Below are 23,037 nucleotides of genomic sequence, written 5' to 3'. Positions count from 1 at the left end.
TACTTAATTTACATCTTAAACTTTACTTCGAAAAGATAAAATTAATACATTTTTTCTGATAAAAAAAATACTCGATAAATATATAGAATCGAAAACGTTTTCGTGTTGAAAACTTTCTCAATAATCATTATTTTTTACTATAAAATTGACAGTGTAAAAAAATAAATATACCTTTATTGAAAATTTAATGACTCCCTAACTTTCGTTCAATGAGAAGAAAAGTAACTTTAAAACAAATTGCCAAGGAATTAGATGTATCCATTTCAACAGTTTCTAAATCCTTAAGAGATAGTCCCGAGATTAGCGAAGATACCCGTCAAAAAGTTCAAGCTTTTGCAAAACTTTACAACTACAAACCCAATAATATTGCTTTGAGTTTAAAAAACAAAAAAACTAAAACAATTTGCATTATTATTCCCGAAATCATCCATCATTTTTTCACAACAGTTATTAGTGGGGTTGAACATGTTGCTAATGAAAAAGGATATAATGTTATCGTTTGTTTGTCTGACGAATCTTTTGACAAAGAAGTCATCAACATGGAAATGCTTGCCAATGGAAGTATTGATGGATTTATTATGTCACTTTCCAAAGAAACCCAACTCAAAAAAGATTATCATCATATTACCGAAGTCATCAACCAAGGAATGCCTGTTGTTATGTTTGACCGAGTAACCAATGATATTCTGTGCGACAAAGTAATTATAGACGACTTTCTAGCAGCATATAATGCCACACAATACCTTATTGACAAAGGGTTTCGAAAAATAGGTCTTATCTCAACCGTTGATTATGTAAGTGTCGGAAAACACAGAACCGACGGGTATTGCAAAGCGCTACAATCGAATGAAATTCCGGTAGATGACAAAATGATTCTAAAAATAGAAGACACGAACGATTTCGAAAAAGAAATCGAGCAATTGTTTCAAACAACTGATTTGGACGCAGTCTTTGCAGTCAATGAAATTTTTGCCGTAACTGCAATTAAAATAGCCCGAAAAATTGGAAAAAAAATTCCTGATGATTTGTCTATTATAGGATTCACAGACGGAATTATTTCAAAATACTCTTCGCCTTCGATTACAACAGTTAGTCAGAACGGAGTAAAAATGGGAGAAAAAGCTGCTAAAATGCTCATCGAAAAACTCGAAATTGAAGATGATGATTTTGAAGAACAATACAAAACTGAGGTAATTGAAACAGAATTAATTGAGCGAGAATCAACAAAATAAGACTATTTAGACTCAAAATTTACTTAACTATTTTTTAACAAAAAACGATTTCGTAGCAAATTTGTTTTAATAAACGATTAACAATAAAAAAACTTTTATATTTTTACAGCATCAAAACTTGAATTTTACTTCGAAAATAAAAGTAAGTTTTGATAAGCAATTCGCTTATCGTAATAGTTAAATTATTTACGATAATGAAAAAACCTAAATTAAGTTTTTGGCAAATCTGGAATCTAAGTTTCGGATTCTTAGGCGTACAAATTGGATACTCTTTACAAAACGGAAACACCAGTAGGATTTTAGAAGCTTATGGTGCAGATGTTCACAGCATTGGGCTTTTTTGGCTCGCTGCTCCTCTTGCAGGTCTTATTGTTCAACCTATCATCGGGTTATCAAGTGATAAAACATGGACAAGACTGGGCCGTAGGATACCTTTTATATTTTTTGGCGCTTTAGTTTCGGCCTTGGCGATGTACTTCATGCCAAATGCAGGAAGCTTTACCCACCTCATTCCTCCGCTCATTTTTGGTGCCTCGGCGTTATTGCTTATGGATACTTCTTTTAACGTAACCATGCAACCTTTTAGATCTTTAGTAGGAGATATGGTAAATGATGAACAAAAAAACTTAGGATATTCCTTACAAAGTGCGCTTATAAATTTCGGTGCCGTTTTTGGTTCGTTATTACCTTATATTCTTACGGAGTTAAATGTTGCAAATGTTCCTGCTGCTGGGGAAAAAGTAGCCGATTCGGTTATTTGGTCTTTCTACATTGGAGGGTCTATACTATTGATAAGTGTATTGTGGACGGTTATTAGAACTAAAGAATATGCTCCAAAAGAGCATGCCACCTACAACAACATTAATCTTGATGCACCAGAAACAAAAGAAAAAACTAACATTTTAGAATTAATCTCAAATGCCCCAAAGATATTTTGGCAATTAGGAGTAGTTCAATTTTTTTCATGGTTTGCCTTATTTTTGATGTGGGTGTATACTACAAGAGCAATCGCCAATCAAGTGTGGGGTCCTGAAGCACTGGATGCTAAGTCTTTAGGGTTTAACGAAGCTGGGAATTGGACTGGGGTTATGTTTGGCTTTTACAGCGGTGTTGCAGCTATTTTCGCACTAATGATTCCTTCTATTGCAAAATTAATTGGCAGAAAAAAAACATATAGCTTTTCATTGTTTTTAGGTGGGATTGGACTTCTATCCATGTACTTCATCCATGACAAAACTTTGTTATTATTCTCCATGATTGGAGTGGGAATTGCTTGGGCTTCTATTTTAGCTTTGCCTTATGCAATGTTATCCAGTTCGCTACCTGCAAACAAAATGGGTGTTTATATGGGGCTATTCAATGCGACCATCACAATTCCTCAAATAGTTTCAGGAGTTTTGGGTACCATTATAGCTAGTTATAATTTTTCTCCCATCATCATCACATCAATTGCAGGTGTTTCACTGATTCTTGGTGGTTTTTCTGTTTTTTCTGTGAAAGAAAAATCTTCTGATTTAGTATAAATTTTATTTAAAAATGACAAAAAAAGCTTTCATATTCGACCTAGATGGTGTCATTGTTGATACTGCTAAATATCATTATTTAGCTTGGCAAAAGTTGGCTCATGAATTGGGAATCGAATTTACACCCGAACATAACGAAGAATTAAAAGGCGTGAGTCGTGTTCGATCTCTCGATATTATATTAGAGCTTGGAAACATTCAAGCGTCACAAGAAGAAAAAGACAAATGGCTCATTCAAAAAAACGAAGATTATTTATCTTATCTGGTTGATATCGACGAAAGTGAAATTTTACCAGGAGTACTTCAAGTATTACATCACTTAATAGATAAAAACCAACCTATTGCTTTGGGGTCTGCCAGTAAAAATGCAAAACCAATTTTAGAAAAAACAGGCATCATACATTTTTTCGATGCTATTGTTGATGGAAATGATGTATCTAATGCCAAACCCGATCCTGAAGTATTCCTACAAGCTGCTAGAAAATTAGATGTAGCCTACGAAAATTCAATCGTCTTTGAAGATTCTGTTGCTGGAATTCAAGCAGCTAATATCGCCAAAATGGTCAGTATCGGAATTGGTGATGCTACAACATTAAATGAAGCCAAATACATATTTAAAGATTTCACTTTTATTGATTTGTCGTTTATCGATTCATTAATAAACTAAAAATTCAGTTTCAAGTTTTAAGTTTTTGAATCCCTTAAACTTTTAAACTTCTAACTTTTAAAATAAAAATAAAAAATGAACCAAGATTATATAAAACCAGACAACTGGTCGATTATTGAAGAAGAATTTGATGTAAAACGAGTAAAATCGTCCGAAAGTTTATTCAGCATCGGAAATGGTGCTATGGGACAACGCGCCAACTTTGAAGAGCACTATTCGGGAAAAACATTTCAAGGGAGCTATATTGCTGGAATATATTATCCTGACAAAACAAAAGTAGGTTGGTGGAAAAATGGTTATCCTGAATATTTTGCAAAAGTTTTAAATGCTCCAAATTGGATTGGAATTGACATTGAAATCAACAATGAGATTTTGGATTTAGGAAAATGTAAATCTGTCTCAAATTTTAGACGTGAATTGAATATGAAAGAAGGATTATACTACCGTTCTTTCAATGCTATTTTACAAAATGGTATCGAAATTGCCGTAAAAGCAACTCGTTTTCTTTCATTAGACCTTGACGAATTGGGTGTTATTAATTATGAAATAACTCCGATTAACGCTGATGCTAAAATACTATTTAAACCCTATGTTGATGCTGGGGTTCACAACGAAGATGCCAATTGGGAGGAAAAATTTTGGGAACCGCTTGATGTCCAACATTCAAGCAATGAAGCTTTCGTAACAGCCAGAACATTCAAAACGCATTTTACAGCAACTACTTTTATGCAAAATACGATTTTGTTAGAAGGTCACAATTTGAACAATACTCCGTTAAATATAGAAAAGACATCAGATAAAATCCAGTTGACTTATGAAGTGACTGCTTCTAAAGGACAAACAGCTAGCATACAAAAATTAGGAGGGTATACCGTTTCGTTAAATCACGAAAACACACAAACTGCTGCTCAAAATGTAATTTCAAAAGGATTACAAATTGGATATACTAAATTGGTTGAAAATCAAATTCAAGCTTGGGCAAAAATTTGGGAAATGAGCGACATCACTATTGATGGTGATGTAAAAGCACAACAAGGGATTCGCTTCAATATCTTCCAACTGAATCAAACCTATTTAGGAAAGGATTCGCGTTTGAATATTGGTCCTAAAGGATTCACAGGTGAAAAATATGGAGGTTCAACATATTGGGATACCGAAGCGTACTGCATTCCATTTTATATGGCTACTAAAGACCAACAAGTAGCTAGAAATTTATTAGCCTATCGATATAATCAATTGGATAAAGCCATTGAAAATGCTTCAAAATTAGGTTTCAAAAACGGTGCTGCTTTATATCCGATGGTAACTATGAATGGAGAGGAATGTCATAACGAATGGGAAATTACTTTTGAAGAAATTCACAGAAACGGTGCTATTGCCTTTGCTATTTTCAACTACTATCGTTTTACAGGCGATTACTCCTATATCCCTGAAAAAGGATTAGAAGTATTGATTGGGATTGCTCGTTTTTGGCATCAAAGAGCCACTTACTCTACCTATAGAAATCAGTATGTAATTCTAGGAGTTACAGGTCCAAATGAATACGAAAACAATGTCAACAATAATTTCTATACCAATTATATTGCAAAATGGTGCATTGATTATGCTGTAGAACAAATCAACAAAGTCGAAAAAGAGTATGCTTCAGACTACGCTCGAATAATGAGTAAAGTCAATTTAGATCAAGCGGAAATTGCTCATTGGAAAGCCGTAGCGGATAATATGTACTTCCCATATTCAGAAGAACATGGCGTTTACTTACAACAAGACGGCTTCTTGGACAAAGAATTAGTTAAAGTGCACGATTTAGATAAAAGTCAGCGTCCTATAAATCAAAAATGGTCATGGGATCGAATTTTACGTTCCCCATACATCAAACAAGCTGATACCTTACAAGGTTTTTATTTCTTTGAAGATCATTTTTCGAAGGAACAATTAGAGAAACATTTTGATTTTTACGAACCGTTTACCGTTCATGAAAGTTCGCTTTCTCCATGTGTACACTCCATTCAAGCGGCTACTTTAGGTCGAATGGAACAAGCGTATACCTTCTACTTGAGAACGTCTCGTTTGGATTTGGATGATTACAACAAAGAAGTGGAAGAAGGTTGTCATATCACGTCAATGGCGGGAACATGGATGAGTATTGTGGAAGGATTTGGAGGCATGCGTGTTAAAAATGACACGCTTCATTTCGAACCTAGAATTCCAAAAGAATGGAAAGGTTATTCGTTCAAAATTAATTTTAGACATCAAATTTTGAAAGTTTCTGTTCATCAAAATGAAACCACATTCTCATTAGAAGGGAATAAAGAAATTTCAGTTTTCGTAAACGGAAAAGAAGTTTTAGTAGAGCCGAATAGTTTGGTAACGGTTTAAAAAATATAATTTTATCATGAAGCATTAAGGTATTAAGTTTCATTAAGTTTGTTTTTGATTTCTTAATACCTTAAATCTATAATATAGTCTTTAATGAAAATAACTTTGATCAAAAAAGAGTACACAATTATCCTATGAAATAATTAGATTTGCTATTAAACTTCATAAAGAACTTGGTATCGGTTTGTTGGAAAGCATTTATGAAGAATGTTTAAAATATGAATTAGAAAGAAATGGCTATGATGTAAAACAACAACTAACTGTAAAGATTGATTACTACGATTTAAAAACAGAAACTGATTTAAGATTAGATTTATTAGTAAACGATTGCGTTGTTGTTGAATTAAAAACCGTTGAAAGTATTTTACCAATTCATGAAGCTCAACTTTTATCTATATGAAATTATTAAGAAGACCTCAAGGTTTGATAATTAATTTTAAAACAAATAACATAACAAAGTCTGCCAAACCTTTTATAAATGAATTTTACAAAATGCTTGACGATGAGTAATCTTAATTAAACTTAATACCTTAAGGGTTAACCAATGAAAAAAATCTTCTTCTTTTTATTAATCTCTTCTTTTTCATTTGGACAAATTGACAAAGTAGAGCCCCCATTTTGGTGGAGTGACATGAATCTTTCGGATGTTCAAATCATGTTTTATGGTAAAAACATTGCTCAAAACGACGTAAGTGTTTCTAACGGAATCATCATTAAAAGCATTCAAAAGACGGAAAACCCCAATTACATCTTTGTCACTATAGACACAAAAAATGTAGCCGCTCAAGATTTTATTTTCACTTTTAAAAACAAAAACAAATCGTTTACTAGGAATTATTCTATAAAACCGAGAAGAGACAATTCTCGTTTACGAAAAGGATTTGATAGTTCCGACATGATCTATCTTATAATGTCCGATCGTTTTGCAAACGGAAATCCTAATAATGACAGTACAAAAGAAACTATCGAGAAAGCAGACAGAAGCGATAAAGACGGACGACATGGTGGCGATATAGAAGGAATCATTCAACATTTAGATTACATCAAAGAATTGGGCGCAACAGCTGTATGGCCTACTCCACTATGTGAAGATAATGATGACAGAGGCTCGTACCATACCTATGGTCAATCGGATGTTTATACAATAGATTCCCGTTTTGGAAACAACGAAGACTACCTTCGATTGAGTATGGAATTGCACAAAAGAGGCATGAAAAACATCATGGATTATGTTACCAATCATTGGGGCTACAAACATTGGATGATGAACGATTTACCAACTTATGATTGGATACATCAATTCCCAGGTTATGCACAAACCAATTACCGTATGACGACGCAATTCGATACCAATGCCTCAAAAATAGATGCTAAAATGTGTATGGATGGCTGGTTTGTAAAATCAATGCCCGACTTGAATCAATCGAATCCTCTAGTATTAAATTACTTGACGCAAAATGCCATTTGGTGGATTGAATATGCTGATTTAGATGGGTTTCGAGTGGATACATATTCCTATAATGACAAAAATGCAATTGCAAAATGGACAAAAGCAATAACAGACGAATACCCTAATTTTAATATTGTTGGAGAAGTTTGGATGTACGATCAAGCTCAAATGGCCTATTGGCAAAAAGACAGCAGAATTGGTGCTATTCAAAGTTTTAATTCCTACCTACCTAGTGTTATGGATTTTACATTACAAGATGCTATTGCAAATGGCACCTTCAATGAGGATAAACAAGATTGGAGAAACGGAATGGTTAAAGTGTATGAAAATTTCAATAACGACTTTCTATATCCAAACATCAACAACATATTGGTTTTCTTTGAAAATCACGACACCAATCGACTAAACAACTTGTATAAAAACGATTTTAAAAAATACCAAATGGCATTATCGCTGATTGCAACTGTTCGTGGTATTCCGCAAATTTATTATGGATCAGAAATCGGAATGGCTGGTGATAAAAATAATGGGGATGGTGATATTCGTAGAGATTTTCCAGGAGGCTGGAATGGAGATGCGAATAACGCATTTACAGCTTCAGGAAGAAGTGCTGAACAGCAAAAATATCACGATTTTACAGCTAAACTATTCAATTGGAGAAAGTCAAAATCTGTAATCCACAGCGGAAAAACTACTCATTATGTACCACAAAATAATGTTTATGTCTACTTTAGACACAATCAAAATGAAAGTGTTATGGTTGTAATTAATAATAATTCAGAAAAACAGATTCTAAAAACAAACCGATTTCATGAAAATATTAAAGATTATAAAACCGGGAAAGATATTATATCTGAAAAGTTATTTGACCTACAAAATGATTTAGAAATCGAAGGCAAATCGGTTTTTATATTAGAATTAAACAAATAGAATTACAACATTTAGTCAGAAAATTTTAACTAAAATATGATTTACAGTCATATGATTTTGGGAGATTAATTAAAAAATGAAAAAACTTTTACTTCTATTACTTATCACAACATTTTCATTGGCGCAAAATGCAAATCGAAAATACGTCTCAAATACTTGGAAAAAAAACACGTTACAAATAAAAACTAATGATGGTTTCTATCTAATAAAACCTTTATCAGATAATATCATTGAAACCTCATTCGTACCCAATGGCGAATCTTTTAATCCCAATTCACATACGGTTAATCCATCAGAAATAAAAAAAATACATAAAAGTAAATATGCAGATTTTTCAGATTATATCGTTTTAAGTAGTGAAAACATCAGCGTAAGAATTACTAAAAACCCTTTCAAAATAACATACTACTATACAGATAGTGAAGTGCTATCTGAAAAAAATGGTTATGTTAAAAAAGACGGTTTTGAAACAATAGAATTTAATATTTCTTCTACCGAAAACTTGTATGGAGGAGGTGCGCGCGCTTTTGAAAAAATGAATCGACGTGGTAACCGACTACAACTTTACAATCGGGCACGATATGGCTATGAGACTGATGCCGATTTAATGAATTTTTGCATTCCCCTTGTGATTTCATCAAATAATTATGCTCTCCATTTTGACAATCCTGCTATTGGCTATTTGGATTTAGATTCGAAAAAAAACAACACCCTAACTTATGAAACCATTTCAGGCAGAAAGACTTATCAAGTTATTGTTGGAGATGAATTGGTTAAAAATTACACCGAATTAACAGGCAGACAACCGATGCCTCCAAGATGGGCATTTGGTAATTTTTCATCAAGATTTGGATATCATTCACAAGAAGAAGTAGAAAAAACAATTCGGAAATTTAAAGAAAGTAACATCCCCGTTGATGCGCTTATTTTAGACTTATATTGGTTTGGTAAAACAATCAAAGGTACGATGGGAAATTTAGATTGGGATAAAGATAATTTTCCAGACCCAGCCAAAATGATCTCGGATTTAAAAGCTAAAAACATTAATCCGATTCTTATCACCGAACCTTTCATCTTAACTTCTTCCAGCAAGTGGGAAGAAACAGTGTCAAAAAAAGCTTTAGCTACTAACGCTGATGGAAGTCCAGCCACATGGGATTTCTATTTTGGAAATACAGGAATAGTAGACCTTTTCAAGCCTGAAGGAAAAGATTGGTTTTGGAATGTTTATAAAAGACTACTAAATCAAGGGATTACAGGGCTATGGGGTGATTTGGGAGAACCCGAAGTTTTCCCCTCTTCAGCAAGAACAGCTGGAGGATCTGCAGACCAAGTTCATAATATCTATGGACACCAATGGGCTAAATTGATTGCTGAAGGTTATAAAAAAGATTTTCCGAATCAACGTCCCTTTATTTTAATGCGCGCGGGCTATTCTGGAAGTCAGCGCTACGGCATGATTCCATGGAGTGGCGATGTAAGCCGTAGTTGGGGAGGATTGCAAAGTCAAGTGGGCATCGCTGTACAGATGGGCATGCAAGGAATGGCCTACATGCACTCCGACTTGGGAGGTTTTGCCGGAGATTATTTTGATAACGAATTGTACCTTCGTTGGTTACAATACGGAGTTTTTACACCTATTTTCCGTCCTCATGCTCAAGAAGAAGTGGCTTCAGAAGTAGCTTACAAAGACATTGTAACAAAAGAAAAAGCAAAAAAACAAGTTGAGTTACGGTATCAACTTTTACCGTATAATTACACATTGGCGTTTAATAACAACCAAACAGGCGAAGCGTTGATGCAACCTTTTTATGTAAAAAGCGAATCAAATCCTCTGCAAAATGACATTAAGTCGGATCAATACTATTGGGGAAATAACTTTTTAATAAAACCTATAACCCATCCTAATGTAACTGAAACGACTATACAATTTCCAGACGACACTACTAATTGGTTCGATTTTAACACAGATAAAGAATATCAAAAAAACTCTATTGAAACTATTGAAGTACACCAAGATTATATTCCCGTATTCGTTCGTGGTGGAAGTTTTATTCCCATGATAAAAACCATTCAAAACTCTAGCGAATACAGTTTAGACACGTTTGATTTACATTATTATTTTGACAAAACCGTTTCTTTTTCTGATGGAAAATTGTACCAAGACGATGGAACTACGCCAAACGCTTATGAAAAAGAAAATTATGAACTGCTAACCTTCAACAGCCATTTACAAGGCAAGGAATTAAAAATCAATTTTTACAATCAAGTGGGTAAAAAATATTATTCCATAAATAAAGTTGTAAACCTAATTATTCATAATATCGAACCCAAAAAGATATGGGTTAATGGTAAAGAACAAATTTATAAGACCTTCCAAAATCCGATAGTGATTCCAGTAACATGGGAAAAAGGAACATATCCAGAAATAAAAATTGAATATTAAATTATGCTCAAAAAATTAAACTTACTTGTACTTGTTACCTTACACATTGGCATAAATTCATTAGCGCAAAAGAAAAATATTGCTCCTATAAAAGTACCGTTTGTTTGGGAAAACGCTAATGTATATTTTATCGTAACAGATCGATTTAATAATGGTGACAAAACGAATGACCATACTTTTAATAGAACTAAAGAAACTGGAAAACTCCGAGGTTTTGAAGGCGGTGACTTACGTGGCATCATTCAAAAAATGGATGAAGGATATTTTGACAAATTGGGAACAACCGTGATTTGGTTGACCCCTATTGTAGAACAAATTCATGATGGCGTTGATGAAGGCACTGGGTTTACTTATGGATTTCATGGCTATTGGACTCGAGATTGGAGTGCAATTGACCCAAGTTTTGGAACCAAAAAAGATTTAGCTGAGTTGGTTCAGAAAGCACATGCCAAAGGCATTCGCATCATGCTAGATGCCGTGATTAACCACACGGGGCCTGTAACACCAGAAGATTCTGTATATCCAAGTGATTGGGTCCGGACGTCTCCTAAATGCACGTACAACTCGTATGACAATTATATTTCATGTACGCTAGTAGAAAACCTACCGGACGTAAAAACAGAAAGTAATGAAAATGTAGATTTGCCCCCTTTTTTAATTGAAAAATGGAAAAAGGAAGGACGTTATGAAAAAGAAATAGCTAGTTTGAATCGTTTTTTTCAAAAAACTGGCTATCCCAGAGCTCCAAAATATTACATTATGAAATGGCTTTCAGATTATATTACAGAATATGGCATTGATGGGTATCGAGTAGATACTGCCAAACATGTTACAGAGGATGTTTGGGCCGATTTTAGGAAAGTTTGCGAAGCTGCTTTTGCCGAATACAAAAAAAATAATCCAAAAAAAGTTCTAGATAACAATCCCTTTTTTACTGTAGGCGAAGTATATGGATACAACATTTCAGGAAAAAAATTCTATGATTTTGGTGATAAAAAGGTTAACTATTTTGAAAACGGGTTTACAGGCCTAATTAACTTTGGTTTTCCGTGGGATGCTACCATGAGTTATGACGATTTATTTTCTAAATATTCCACTATTTTACATAAAGACATTTCTGGAAACACTGTGATGAACTATATCTCCTCACACGACGATAGCAACCCCTTTGATAAAAAAAGAGAGAAAACCTATGAAAGTGCTATAAAGTTATTACTGGCGCCTGGGATTTCTCAAACTTATTATGGTGACGAAAGTGGTCGTTCATTGGTCATTGAAGGTACTCAAGGTGATGCTACCCTGCGTTCGAATATGAATTGGGATGATCTCAAAAATAACACAAAGACAAAAGAACTTGAAACTCATTGGCAAAAATTAAGTACTTTTAGAAAAAACCATCCTGCTATTGGTGCAGGCGAACATAAAAAAACAACCAATATACCTTATGTTTTTAGTCGTACCTTTACCCACGATCAGTTTACAGACGCTGTTCTCGTGGGATTAGACTTACCTAAAGGAAAAAAAGAAATTTCGGTAGAAACTATATTCAAGGATGGCACCAAAGTGAGAGATGCCTATTCTGGAAAAACTAGTGTTGTTTCAAAACAAAAAATACAATTTGACACCCCTTACACCCTATTATTAATAGAAAAAATACAATAACATGAAAAAGATTATTTTAGTTGCCTTGTGTGTTGCTTCCATGGGAATTAACGCTCAAAAACAAACTGTTACAAAAGAAATTGCACTTCCCCCAGTTTCAGATAAAATGATGGAAAATGCGGTTATTTATGAGGCAAATATTCGTCAGTATTCTCCTGAAGGAACGTTTAATGCCTTTGCAAAAGACATCCCGCAATTAAAAAAATTAGGCGTAAAAATTCTTTGGATTATGCCCGTTCATCCTATTGGTGTAGAGCGTAGAAAAGAAGGCTTGGGAAGTTATTACTCTGTTAAAGATTACAGGGGTATTAATCCAGAATTTGGAACCTTATCTGATTTCAAAAATTTGGTAAAAAAAGCACACGATAATGGTATGTATGTTATCTTAGATTGGGTTGCTAATCATACTGCATGGGATCACGAATGGGTACGAAATCATCCCGACTATTACACCACTGATAAAAATGGAGCTATGGTTTCTCCATTTGACTGGACCGATGTAGTTAAATTAAATTACAACAATCCTGACATGAGAAAAGCCATGATTGATGACATGGCATATTGGTTAAAAACAGCCCATATTGATGGCTTCCGATGCGATGTGGCGATGGAAGTTCCTGTTGATTTTTGGAATGACGCTTTTGAACAATTAGGAAAAATAAAACCTATTTTTAAATTGATGGAAGCGGAACAACCTGATTTAATGGAAAAAGCCTTTGACATGTGCTATGGTTGGGAGTTTCATCATTTAATGAACGGAATAGCACAAGGCAAAAAAACCGTTTTAGATATTGATTCTTATATGAACAATCGAATAAACAAATTTTCTCCTGAAGATATCACGATGAATTTCACCTCAAATCATGATGAAAATTCATGGAATGGTACCGAATATGAACGTCTAGGAAATGCTGTTGAAGCTTTCGCAGCCTTGACTTATCTCACACCTGGTATGCCTTTAATATATAACGGTCAAGAATACGATTTCAACAGACGATTGAAATTTTTTGTGAAAGATCAAATTACACACGCTAAAGGAAAAATGTTTCCTATTTATGAAAAATTAGGCGCTTTAAAAAACTCAAATCCTGCTTTGAATGGAGGTAAAGACGCTGCCTCTTACCGACGTTTAAACACGACGGCAGACGAACAATTTTTAGCTTTTGAGAGAGAACGAGATCATAAAAAAGTACTTTATATTGCTAATTTATCAAGTGAAAAATTAGCTGTTACCATCCCTATTGAAGGAACTTTTATTGACTACATGACAGGCAAAAAACTAAGCTTTAAAAAAGATGCTAAATTAGAATATGCCCCATGGGAATATCATATTTTACTTAAACAATAAAACAACATCCAACCATGATGGATTCCACATTTGATGTCATCATTGTTGGTGGTGGGGCAGCTGGATTTTTTTCCGCAATAAACATTGTAGAAAAAAATCCAAAGCTCAAAGTTGCCATTCTCGAAAGAGGCAAAGAGGTCCTATCAAAAGTCAGAGTTTCTGGAGGGGGTCGTTGTAATGTAACACATGCATGCTTTGTTCCGAATGAATTGGTTAAATTTTATCCCCGAGGCGAAAAAGAACTTAGAGGACCTTTTCATCAATTTTGTTCTGGCGATACAGTGGCATGGTTTGAAGAACATGGCGTTTCGCTTAAAATAGAAGATGATGGAAGAATGTTTCCCTCATCTAACAGTTCGCAAACTATTATTGATTGTTTTCTTGCAGCAACTAAAAAACTAGGTATTACCCTACTCACTTCACAAAGTGTACAATCGATTTACAAAGCCGATTTGTATTGGAAAATAGAAACCAATACGCATCAATTTGTATGTGATAAATTGGTAGTAACAACAGGTAGTAATCTTAAAATTTGGGAGGTCCTGTCAAATTTAGGACACACGATTATTCCACCAGTGCCCTCTCTCTTTACGTTTAATATCAATGACAAACGCCTTAAAGATTTAATGGGCATTTCATCTTTTGCTCAAGTAGCTGTAAAAGAAACTAAACTTTCTGCCACAGGTCCTCTATTGATTACACATTGGGGACTGAGTGGCCCTGGAATTCTGCGACTATCCGCTTGGGGAGCTCGATTATTGGCCGAAAAAAAATATCAATTTGTGATTCGAGTAAATTGGTTGATAGAAGAAACCCTTGAGGATACCGAAAACGTTCTGAAAAACCTCAAATTAGAACATGCAAAAAAAATCGTTTCAAAATATTCTCCTTTCAATCTTACACAACGCTTGTGGGAAAGTTTAGTTGTCGCTTCTGAAATTGCTAAAGAAACCAAATGGGCAGATTTGTCGAAAAAACAACTTCAAAATTTAGCACAACAACTAACACAAAGCGAATTTCAAGTGGAAGGTAAAAGTACATTCAAAGAAGAATTTGTTACGGCTGGAGGAATTGATTTAAAAGAAATCCATTTCAAAACCATGGAAAGCAAGCTGCATCAAAACTTATACTTTGCAGGAGAAATCCTAAATATTGATGCCCTTACTGGGGGATTTAATTTTCAAAATGCTTGGACTGGAGGGTTTCTTATTTCACAAGCAATGTAAAAATCCATTAACTATTTTTGAGAAATTGTGAATAAAGTCAATATTTTTTCAATAGTAAAATTATATAATTTCAAATTACTTTAATAACCGCCCCAATTATATGAGGCGGCTTATTAATTCCTTTTAAGATTTTTTAGAAAAATAATTTATAATTTTTTTATAAAATCTGAAAACAAAATATATGATTAATGTTAAAATTATTAAAGCAACCATTTGTCCAACAAACAAACCCACACTCATATCTTTGAATATTTTTTCCATATTTTTAATGATTACAATTGCTGAAATTATATCTCCTGTTGTTTTATCAATCTTAATCTGAAAATGCTGATTTTCATGATAAATTGTACCAATTCCTTGCATAAATATTTTTACAGAACTAACACCAAAATATCTATAACAACAATATCACTTTTTTCATTATTATTTACAGAATAATCTGATTGATTCCAATCTACAAATACAGTTAATCCAAATAACTCATTTTTACATTATCAACATGATAACTTAGAGTCATCGTTTGTTTAACATTTATTTTTACACATTAAAAAACCTCCCCAAAAGTATAAGGAGATTTATCAACTATTTTTTAAGCTTTTTGTAAATTTTTACCAAAAAATAAATAACTATAAGTATTAAAACAAACATTAATACTTGTAAAATCATTAACCCAGAACTAAATTGTTGAATTTCCATATATCTTGATATTTTATTTTATTTCTTTACTCCATATATATTAATACATTCACCTGTCTGATTGTTAAAAACTAATGTATATACCCACTGCTCATGGTAATGGAAAGGTAAACCATTATCTGCGAAACATTGAGATTCACTCCACTTTTTGAAGTAAGTACCAAGACCATCCAATGAAGTTGTTTAGCAGAAATTTAACATTTTTTTAGTTTGATTGTATAAATAAAAAGCTAATAAAACACAAATATAATCAATATTAAAATTTATCTAATTGAACCGATGATATAATCAATATGATTACTGGCTCTATGTAATAAATTTCTGGTTTTTTATAAGATTTTTTATTTAATTATTTACGTATTTGATTAAAGAATTTATAAATTTTGCTTGTAGCGTAACAAACAACAAGTATTATAAGTACAATACCTAGTATCTGTAAAATGCCAGATAAATAATAAAATGTATTATGAATTGGCTCACCTTGAAAAATTTGACGTCTCATTTTTTAAGGATTAATAAATGATGAAATAATTTGACCATTGGAACTGTCGATTATAACTGTAATATGGTAAGGCTGATTTACAACTATACCATAACCATAAACAGTTATATTCATTGATACAGTATCATAAACATCAATTTTAATTGTTCCCATAGGACTATTATTTACAGTATAATTTGTTAATGTACTGTTGAGAAAAGATGCTATTCCAACTAGTTGAGTAGTTAAATTTGATACTCTGTATGTTGGTGTCAGTTTTTGTTTAATATCAATCTGAAGGTTGGTTCCTACATTGTTAATTTGAAACTTTACTGATGATAACACTTCATTTAATAGAGTTGCTGATTGTATATCAAATCCATTACCAGTTTTAATTATTGAATTCTGAAACTCTTGAACATTATTGAAAACTTGAGCATTATTACTATTAATTGAACTATCTAATGTAAAAGTAGAACCATTTGATATAGATAAATTTATCATTTGATTTACAAGATTAATACTTTCCTGAGAATAATTATTTTGAGTTAAAAACTCACTAATTGAATCATAAGATTCTGGATTGCTATTAAGATAATTAACAATTGGAATAACATTATTACTACCTTGACTCATCGCCTGATTTATAAGCCAATTAATAATTTCATCGTTATTATTGCTTTGAGCCAAAGCTGTTAAAGCAATTACTAAATTATGTTGAACAGGTATTTGCAAAAAATTAGTTTGCGCAACTGTTAGTGTAAATTTTATTGAATTAATAAGTTCTTGAAAACTTTGTTGAATTTGGGCAATTCCATTGCCATGAACTGGCAATGTAATTATATGTATTCCAGTAGGGTTTGATGCTGCACTAATACCTCCTCCCGAACCATTTCCACCACCACCTTCACCTCCTGAAGAACCACCAGATCCTGAAACTCCTCCGCTAGCTCCTGCATCTGAACCGCCGCCACCGATTCCTCCAGTCCAAAAACAATATGAGGCATTTGTAACCCATTCATATTGTGCGGGAGAATCTGCTCCATGTAATTCCCCATTATCAACAAGCTCTTGAAATTCAACACACAACAATTCAGGCACTTCCATTTTCTCGTTTGTAATGTTATAATATTCTATTTGTCTTTGTTTTAATTCTTCTGGACTTAATGTTTTTAACTCTTCCTCCGTAAAATCGTATTTAACTTTATATATATCATACTGCTGTAGATAGTTTTTGGTAAAAAGTAAATTTTCAATTTTTTCACTTTCAGAGTTTAATATTTTAAAAGTGTAAGATTCATAATCTTCTTTTGATACCTTAACACCTTTTTCATCATCAAAATAAATACCTTTTTCACTATCATAAACGATTTTTCCAGCTATATTTTTCTTTGAAGCTTTTTTTACTTTTTTTACTGCTTCGAACAACCGTTGATTGTTAATGTTATTTTCCTTTAAATTCTTTAATGAAAAATTCTCAACTTTAATCTTACTTTCCTTTTTTAGAGTGTCATCATACAAATCTTTTTCACAACTAGTGAGAATTAGAAAAAATAATAACAGAGAAACTTTAGTTAATTTCAATAATAATGTCTTCATGTTTTCAAATGTTTAAAAATTAATAAAACATTGAAAAATAAAAAAGCGTGGTACTCAATTTACTGTTAAGGAGGCACTGGTATACCCATAGAACAAATAAACCAAGCCCACGCCGTGCGTGGGCATTAGCCTATTCCTGTTCTATTTATGAAAATTACCAGTTTTCCTTAACAAGAATAAAAGACTTAATGCTTTTGTATTTTTAACAACGTATGAACGTAATCATTGCAATAATTAGGCTAATATAATCAATATTCTTATTACTTTCAAAAAAAATTAAAATTTTTACAAAAAAATCAAAACAATCTAAAACATTTCTCTAAATATTAACACATTAACCCTTTATTATATACATTTTTTAGAGCCGATACATATAATTAATTTTGACACATTAACATAAAGAAGTAACAGTAAAACATTAATACTCCTAAGCAATAAATTTATGCTAAAAAATTTAAACCTATTGATATTTCTGGAAAAGAAACCAAAATATTTTTACAAAATATATCCTTACTCTCAATATATAAAATGAACTACCTCGGGGCAGAGCCCACAAGGTATCAATCGGAAGAAAGTAAATTTTTAGTTTTATGAAAACCTTAGGTTTTCAAACTTTCCTCTTTTACACACGAGGCAGAGCCTTCGGGAATCCTTTTTGATTAAAAAATAGCTTTTAACTAAATATCATCAACTTATTTATTATCTTTAACTAAAACATTTATTCTTTCGAAGTAATCTAAAAATTGAATTAAAGAATTCAACCTTTTAAAAAAATTTTATTTTTCAGATTGAATCCACTTATTAATTTTAATTTCTAATAAGGCAAGTGGCATCACACCAGATTCTAGCACTTTGGCATGAAATTTCTTAATATCAAATTTAGCTCCTAGAGTTTTCGAAGCTTTATCTCTAAGTTCTATGAGTTTTAGTTGTCCAATTTTATAGGACAATGCTTGACCCGGAATAGCCATGTAGCGTTCAACTTCAGAGGTGATACTCGCCTCACTTTCAGCCTCATTTTCTAATGAATATTGAATAGCTTTTTCTCTACTCCACCCTTTAGAATGGATTCCAGTATCTACAACCAATCGAATGGCTCGGTGCATTTCATCATTAAGCATGCCAAGATATTGATATGGGTCTTTGTATAATCCAAGTTCTTTTCCTAAACTTTCGGTATACAATGCCCACCCTTCGCCATAAGCTCCAAACCAATTGTATCTTCTAAAATCGGGAAGACTGGTGTTTTCTTGTTGCAAAGACATCTGAAAATGATGCCCTGGAATAGCTTCATGCAAAAACAAATCTTCATCCTCTAAAACATTATATTCTTTCGAATTAGGAATAGGAACATAAAAAATTCCAGGTCTCGAACCATCCACTGCACCTTGAACATATTCTGCACTTGCAGTTTTTTCGCGAAATGCTTCTGTTCTTCTTATTTCGAATTTAGTTTTTGGTTGTAAAGAAAATAGTTTGTCAACATTGGGTTTAATGGTGTTATAAATATTCTGAAAATGCGCAATAACTTCTTCTGGTTTTGAAAAAGGCATGAGTTCTTTTTTAGATCTAACATCATTTAAAAACTCCTTTAATGTGCCTTTGAAACCCACTTGATTTTTTACTTTTTCCATTTCAGCATTTAAACGAGCTACCTCTTTTAAGCCTATTTCATGTATTTCTTCAGGTGTTTTTGTTGTAGTTGTCCATTGCTCACTGTAAGCTTTATACATTTCTTTTCCAAATGGCAGACTACCAATTCCGCTCGTACTTCTTGAAGCTGGCAAATACTCATTTTTCAGAAAATATATCATTTTTACATATTGAGGCATCAATTTATTCTGAATCATATTAGCATATGCCTTTGTAATTTCTTCTTTTTTAGACCTAGAAATAGTAGAAGGCATCGTCTTAATCGTTGAATAAAAAAGATTATCCTCAAGATTTTTCGTTAAAATTTCTTCAAATTGTGGAATTACTTTTATAGTTAACGCTTTGGGAAGCACCAGCTTCTTTTCGATTCCCTTTTTCATGTATACAATTGCTGAATCAATCCAAACGGCATACAAGTCCATTCTTTTCAAAAAATTCTTATAATCTTTTTCCGTTTTGAAAGGTTGAGCCGCCGAACCACTTGCAAATTGCGCCATGGTTAAATGCGTCCCCCAGAATTGCTGAATAGGCATTACATTCGTAGGGATTTTCAAGATTTTCTCACCTTGTTTAATTTCCCATTTCATAATTTCAAAACTATTTAATTGCTCTTCATTTAATTTTGAAGAATCAATCTTAGAAAGTTCGGCTTTATAGGTTCTGAAGAAATTAGATTGCTTTTTCCTATAGAAATCTGTCATTTCAAAGACGAGTTGATCATTAAATTCATTTTGTCCATTCAAAGTAGCATCTAACGGATTTAAACTATTTTTATCATAAAAATATTTCTTTGTGAGTAAATCAAATTTTTGAGAATCATCTTGATTTTTACAGCCATTTAAGGCTCCAAAAAAAAGTATTACAACTAAAGCTTGTATGATTTTAGCACTTATTTTTTTCATCAGGTTTTATTTATGAATTTAACGCTTCTACTATTATCGCATCATCATTCAACATGTTTTTTAACATATTTTCGATACCATTTTTTAAAGTAAACGTTGAAGAAGGACACCCGTTACAAGATCCCTGAAGAATTACTTTTATTCTTTTTTCATTGGAATCATAAGAATCGAATAGAATATTTCCGCCATCTGCAGCAACAGCTGGTTTCACATATTCTTCTAAAATATTGATAATCTGCTGAGAAGTAGTATCTAAATTTTCAAAATTTTTTATTTGTTGCTTCTCTTGTTTGATATGATTTGAATATAAGGATTCATCTAGAACAACTCCTCCATTATCAATGTATTGTTTAATAAAAACTCTCATTTCTGTACCAAACTCATCCCATGTTCCAAGCTCATTTTTTGTAATTGAAATGTAATTTTCATCAATGAAGACTTCTTTTACAAAAGGAAATTGGAATAGCTCATTTGCCAATGGTGACGTCGTAGTTTCCTCAATTGATTTATACTCTGCAGCAACAGTAACTAATTTTTTATTGGTCACAAATTTTAATGTTGCTGGATTTGGAGTAGTTTCTCCATAAATTGTTACAACTTTATTTGTTAAATTGCTAATTGATTCTGAAAATATTTTACCCCCATTTGAAATAAATTCCACGATTTGATCAGCAACAGCCTCTTTCACATCTTCCCAATCTACAATACTAAAACGTTCGATGGCTATAAAATTTCCAGAGATATACACTGTCTTTACAAAAGGTAAATAAAATAATTTTTGAGCTAAGGGAGAATTTTGAGCTTCGTCAATGTTTTTGAATTCGAAACTTTCATTTTGAGTAATAAAATCAGGAAATTCAAACTTTAAAATGGTTGGATTTTGTGTTTTCTTTATAGTAACTTTCATTATTATTATCTTATTTTTTTACAAATTTAACAAAGTTATTTTAAAGAAATACTTACATTTGAACTTTTGAAAATTAATTAACAGTTACTATTCATATTTAACAATAAACCATTTATTGCTATTCGTTTTTATTTATGAAAAAATTATTATTCATTTTTTTATTGGTTGTGATTCCAAATACTATTTTTGGGCAAGCTATTACAGTCAATACAACTACTTATACTGTACCACAATTAGTACAAAATGTTTTGTTTGATTCGACAGTATGTCCAGGCACAATATCTAACATTACTTGGAGTACTGGAACAAATTTTAGCTCGACAAATGGAATTGGGTATTTCACTAACACAAACCCTAACTTCCCTTTATTAAAGGGTGTGATTTTAAGCACTGGTAATGTAACTGCAGCACCAGGTCCCAATACTACCACACAGAGCAATGGGAGCACTACTTGGACTGGTGATACTCAACTATTTAACTACATAAGTGGTTTAGGCATAGATCCTCTCTTAACTGGATATAAAAATGCCACAAAATTAGAATTTGATTTTGTCCCCCTTTCTTCTACAATGAGTTTTGATTTCTTATTTGCCTCGGAAGAATATGGAACATTTCAATGTGATTATTCAGATGCTTTTGCTTTTTTTCTTACAAATGTTACCGCTGGGACAGCAGCAGTAAATTTAGCTTTAGTTCCCTCTACGACAACTCCGATTTCTGTTACAACTATCAGAGACAATGCCTATAACAGCTCATGTAATTCCTTAAATGCAGCCTATTTCGGGTCATATACAGCGCCCCCATCTGCTGCTGCCAGTGCATCTGCTACCAATTTTAATGGTGTTACAAAAAAAATGACAGCATCGTCTAATGTAATAGCAGGAAATACTTACCATATAAAATTAGTTATTGCCGATAGAAACGACACTGCATATGATTCTGCGGTTTTCTTAGGCGGTGGTAGTTTTAACATCGGGAATTTAATAACTTCTGGCTCTGGTTATCACAACACAAGTTATACTGTAGCAAATAATACTGCCATTTGTAATAATCAAACGCGTGATATTGTCTTTGGTCAAAATCCAATTCCTGGTGCAACGTATTCATGGTATAATGGCACTACATTAATGTCTTCTGGGCCAAGTAATGTATATACTGTATCACAACCTGGGACCTATTCAGTTGTTGTTACTACCTCTTCAAGCTGTCAGTTCAGTAGCTCAAACAGTTTTGTTTGTGAGTTTTATCCTGATTTAACGGCAAATCCAACAAACCTTTCCAATGCAAATGGAATATTTAATTTAGAAACAAACACTCCAATCATTTTAAATGGTCAAAACCCTAATAATTATGAAATTAATTATCATTTAAATTTGACCGATGCTCAAAATATTAACAATCCCATACTTAATCCTACAAATTATCATGGAACAAACGGACAAGTAATTTATGCTTCTATTCAAGATCTTACTGGAACTGGCTGTACTGAAGTAAAATCCTTTGTTCTATTAACAAACTGCCCAACAATTACATCACCATCTACTAACCAGAGTCTTTGTCTATCATCTAATCCTGTTGCTTTTTCTGTAAACACTACTTTTACTGGGACTAATATAATAGACTATGTCTATTTTAACTCTCCTCAAACAGGTGCTACTATGTATTCTGGTGGAACAATATTAGGAAGTAGTACTCCAAATTCTTCTGAAATTGCAAGCTATGATGCTCCAATCCTAGGTACTTCAGGTTCATTACCTAATAATCCTGGTACCTATTATGTATATGCTATTGCAAATCCCGCACCCGCTGACAATACCTGTAGACCATTTCAGGAAATTATTGTAACGGTTAATCCAAATCCAACGGTAACGGTTAATAACCCAACCGTATGTCAAGGACAATCGGCTGCGATAACCGCGTCTCCATTGCCTGCCAC

The 23,037-nt window shown here is 32.8% G+C and carries 15 protein-coding genes; 11 read left to right on the top strand and 4 right to left on the bottom strand.

Annotated elements, in window-relative coordinates:
• Positions 1–209 precede the first annotated feature (209 nt).
• The 10 genes from CLV55_RS02870 (at position 210) to CLV55_RS02825 (ending at position 14,863) form a co-directional block, all read left to right on the top strand.
• Positions 210–1,232, top strand: a complete 1,023-nt coding sequence (locus CLV55_RS02870) for a LacI family DNA-binding transcriptional regulator (protein WP_112112244.1) — start codon at positions 210–212, stop codon at positions 1,230–1,232.
• 194 nt (positions 1,233–1,426) lie between these two features.
• Positions 1,427–2,755 carry an MFS transporter gene (locus CLV55_RS02865; protein WP_211306479.1) on the top strand — a complete coding sequence of 443 codons (1,329 nt, stop codon included), beginning with the start codon at positions 1,427–1,429 and terminating at the stop codon, positions 2,753–2,755.
• Between the two features lie 13 nt (positions 2,756–2,768).
• Positions 2,769–3,422, top strand: a complete 654-nt coding sequence (pgmB, locus tag CLV55_RS02860; protein WP_112112243.1) for a beta-phosphoglucomutase — start codon at positions 2,769–2,771, stop codon at positions 3,420–3,422.
• 75 nt (positions 3,423–3,497) lie between these two features.
• On the top strand, positions 3,498–5,801 hold the full coding sequence (locus CLV55_RS02855; protein ID WP_112112242.1) for a glycoside hydrolase family 65 protein: 2,304 nt from the start codon (positions 3,498–3,500) through the stop codon (positions 5,799–5,801).
• Positions 5,802–5,985: 184 nt separating this feature from the next.
• Positions 5,986–6,201, top strand: a complete 216-nt coding sequence (locus tag CLV55_RS12990; protein WP_245902671.1) for a GxxExxY protein — start codon at positions 5,986–5,988, stop codon at positions 6,199–6,201.
• 144 nt (positions 6,202–6,345) lie between these two features.
• Complete coding sequence (locus tag CLV55_RS02845; protein WP_112112241.1) at positions 6,346–8,181, top strand: glycoside hydrolase family 13 protein; 1,836 nt, start codon at positions 6,346–6,348, stop codon at positions 8,179–8,181.
• A gap of 76 nt (positions 8,182–8,257) precedes the next feature.
• Positions 8,258–10,627, top strand: a complete 2,370-nt coding sequence (locus CLV55_RS02840) for a glycoside hydrolase family 31 protein (RefSeq protein WP_112112240.1) — start codon at positions 8,258–8,260, stop codon at positions 10,625–10,627.
• Positions 10,628–10,630: 3 nt separating this feature from the next.
• Positions 10,631–12,289, top strand: coding sequence for an alpha-amylase family glycosyl hydrolase (locus CLV55_RS02835; RefSeq protein WP_112112239.1), 1,659 nt, complete (start codon positions 10,631–10,633; stop codon positions 12,287–12,289).
• Between the two features lies 1 nt (position 12,290).
• Positions 12,291–13,637 carry an alpha-amylase family glycosyl hydrolase gene (locus CLV55_RS02830; RefSeq protein WP_112112238.1) on the top strand — a complete coding sequence of 449 codons (1,347 nt, stop codon included), beginning with the start codon at positions 12,291–12,293 and terminating at the stop codon, positions 13,635–13,637.
• Positions 13,638–13,654: 17 nt separating this feature from the next.
• Positions 13,655–14,863 carry a BaiN/RdsA family NAD(P)/FAD-dependent oxidoreductase gene (locus tag CLV55_RS02825; RefSeq protein WP_112112237.1) on the top strand — a complete coding sequence of 403 codons (1,209 nt, stop codon included), beginning with the start codon at positions 13,655–13,657 and terminating at the stop codon, positions 14,861–14,863.
• A gap of 123 nt (positions 14,864–14,986) precedes the next feature.
• On the opposite strand, the gene CLV55_RS02820 is transcribed toward CLV55_RS02825, so the two are convergent.
• From CLV55_RS02820 to CLV55_RS02805, 4 genes are all read right to left on the bottom strand, one after another.
• The gene (locus CLV55_RS02820; protein ID WP_112112236.1) at positions 14,987–15,226 is read right to left on the bottom strand and encodes a hypothetical protein; all 240 of its coding nucleotides are present in this window, start codon (positions 15,224–15,226) and stop codon (positions 14,987–14,989) included.
• 838 nt (positions 15,227–16,064) lie between these two features.
• Positions 16,065–17,639 (bottom strand): hypothetical protein, encoded by a 1,575-nt coding sequence (locus CLV55_RS02815; RefSeq protein WP_112112235.1) that lies wholly within the window; start codon positions 17,637–17,639, stop codon positions 16,065–16,067.
• A gap of 776 nt (positions 17,640–18,415) precedes the next feature.
• Entirely contained in the window at positions 18,416–20,194 is a 1,779-nt protein-coding gene (locus CLV55_RS02810) for a DUF885 domain-containing protein (RefSeq protein ID WP_112112234.1), read from the bottom strand.
• 10 nt (positions 20,195–20,204) lie between these two features.
• A complete protein-coding gene (locus CLV55_RS02805) occupies positions 20,205–21,104 on the bottom strand; it encodes a NifU family protein (protein ID WP_112112233.1) in 900 nt (299 codons plus the stop codon).
• A gap of 131 nt (positions 21,105–21,235) precedes the next feature.
• Between CLV55_RS02805 and CLV55_RS02800 the strand changes: the two genes are divergently transcribed.
• Positions 21,236–23,037 (top strand): choice-of-anchor L domain-containing protein (locus CLV55_RS02800; protein ID WP_211306478.1); only part of this gene is annotated, 1,802 nt, incomplete at its 3' end.

Source organism: Flavobacterium aciduliphilum, assembly GCF_003268855.1.
In the GTDB taxonomy this organism is placed as follows: domain Bacteria; phylum Bacteroidota; class Bacteroidia; order Flavobacteriales; family Flavobacteriaceae; genus Flavobacterium; species Flavobacterium aciduliphilum.
The sequence above is the reverse complement of the archived record's forward strand: the minus strand, read 5'-3'. Positions and strand labels throughout refer to the sequence as shown.

Coding starts and splice junctions, on each gene's coding strand:
- CLV55_RS02840 (WP_112112240.1), top strand. CDS start 8,258: ATGAAAAAACTTTTACTTCTATTACTTATCACAACATTTTCATTGGCG.
- CLV55_RS02825 (WP_112112237.1), top strand. CDS start 13,655: ATGGATTCCACATTTGATGTCATCATTGTTGGTGGTGGGGCAGCTGGA.
- CLV55_RS02845 (WP_112112241.1), top strand. CDS start 6,346: ATGAAAAAAATCTTCTTCTTTTTATTAATCTCTTCTTTTTCATTTGGA.
- CLV55_RS02835 (WP_112112239.1), top strand. CDS start 10,631: ATGCTCAAAAAATTAAACTTACTTGTACTTGTTACCTTACACATTGGC.
- CLV55_RS02870 (WP_112112244.1), top strand. CDS start 210: ATGAGAAGAAAAGTAACTTTAAAACAAATTGCCAAGGAATTAGATGTA.
- CLV55_RS02810 (WP_112112234.1), bottom strand. CDS start 20,194: ATGAAAAAAATAAGTGCTAAAATCATACAAGCTTTAGTTGTAATACTT.
- CLV55_RS02865 (WP_211306479.1), top strand. CDS start 1,427: ATGAAAAAACCTAAATTAAGTTTTTGGCAAATCTGGAATCTAAGTTTC.
- pgmB (WP_112112243.1), top strand. CDS start 2,769: ATGACAAAAAAAGCTTTCATATTCGACCTAGATGGTGTCATTGTTGAT.
- CLV55_RS02855 (WP_112112242.1), top strand. CDS start 3,498: ATGAACCAAGATTATATAAAACCAGACAACTGGTCGATTATTGAAGAA.
- CLV55_RS02830 (WP_112112238.1), top strand. CDS start 12,291: ATGAAAAAGATTATTTTAGTTGCCTTGTGTGTTGCTTCCATGGGAATT.
- CLV55_RS02815 (WP_112112235.1), bottom strand. CDS start 17,639: ATGAAGACATTATTATTGAAATTAACTAAAGTTTCTCTGTTATTATTT.
- CLV55_RS02820 (WP_112112236.1), bottom strand. CDS start 15,226: ATGCAAGGAATTGGTACAATTTATCATGAAAATCAGCATTTTCAGATT.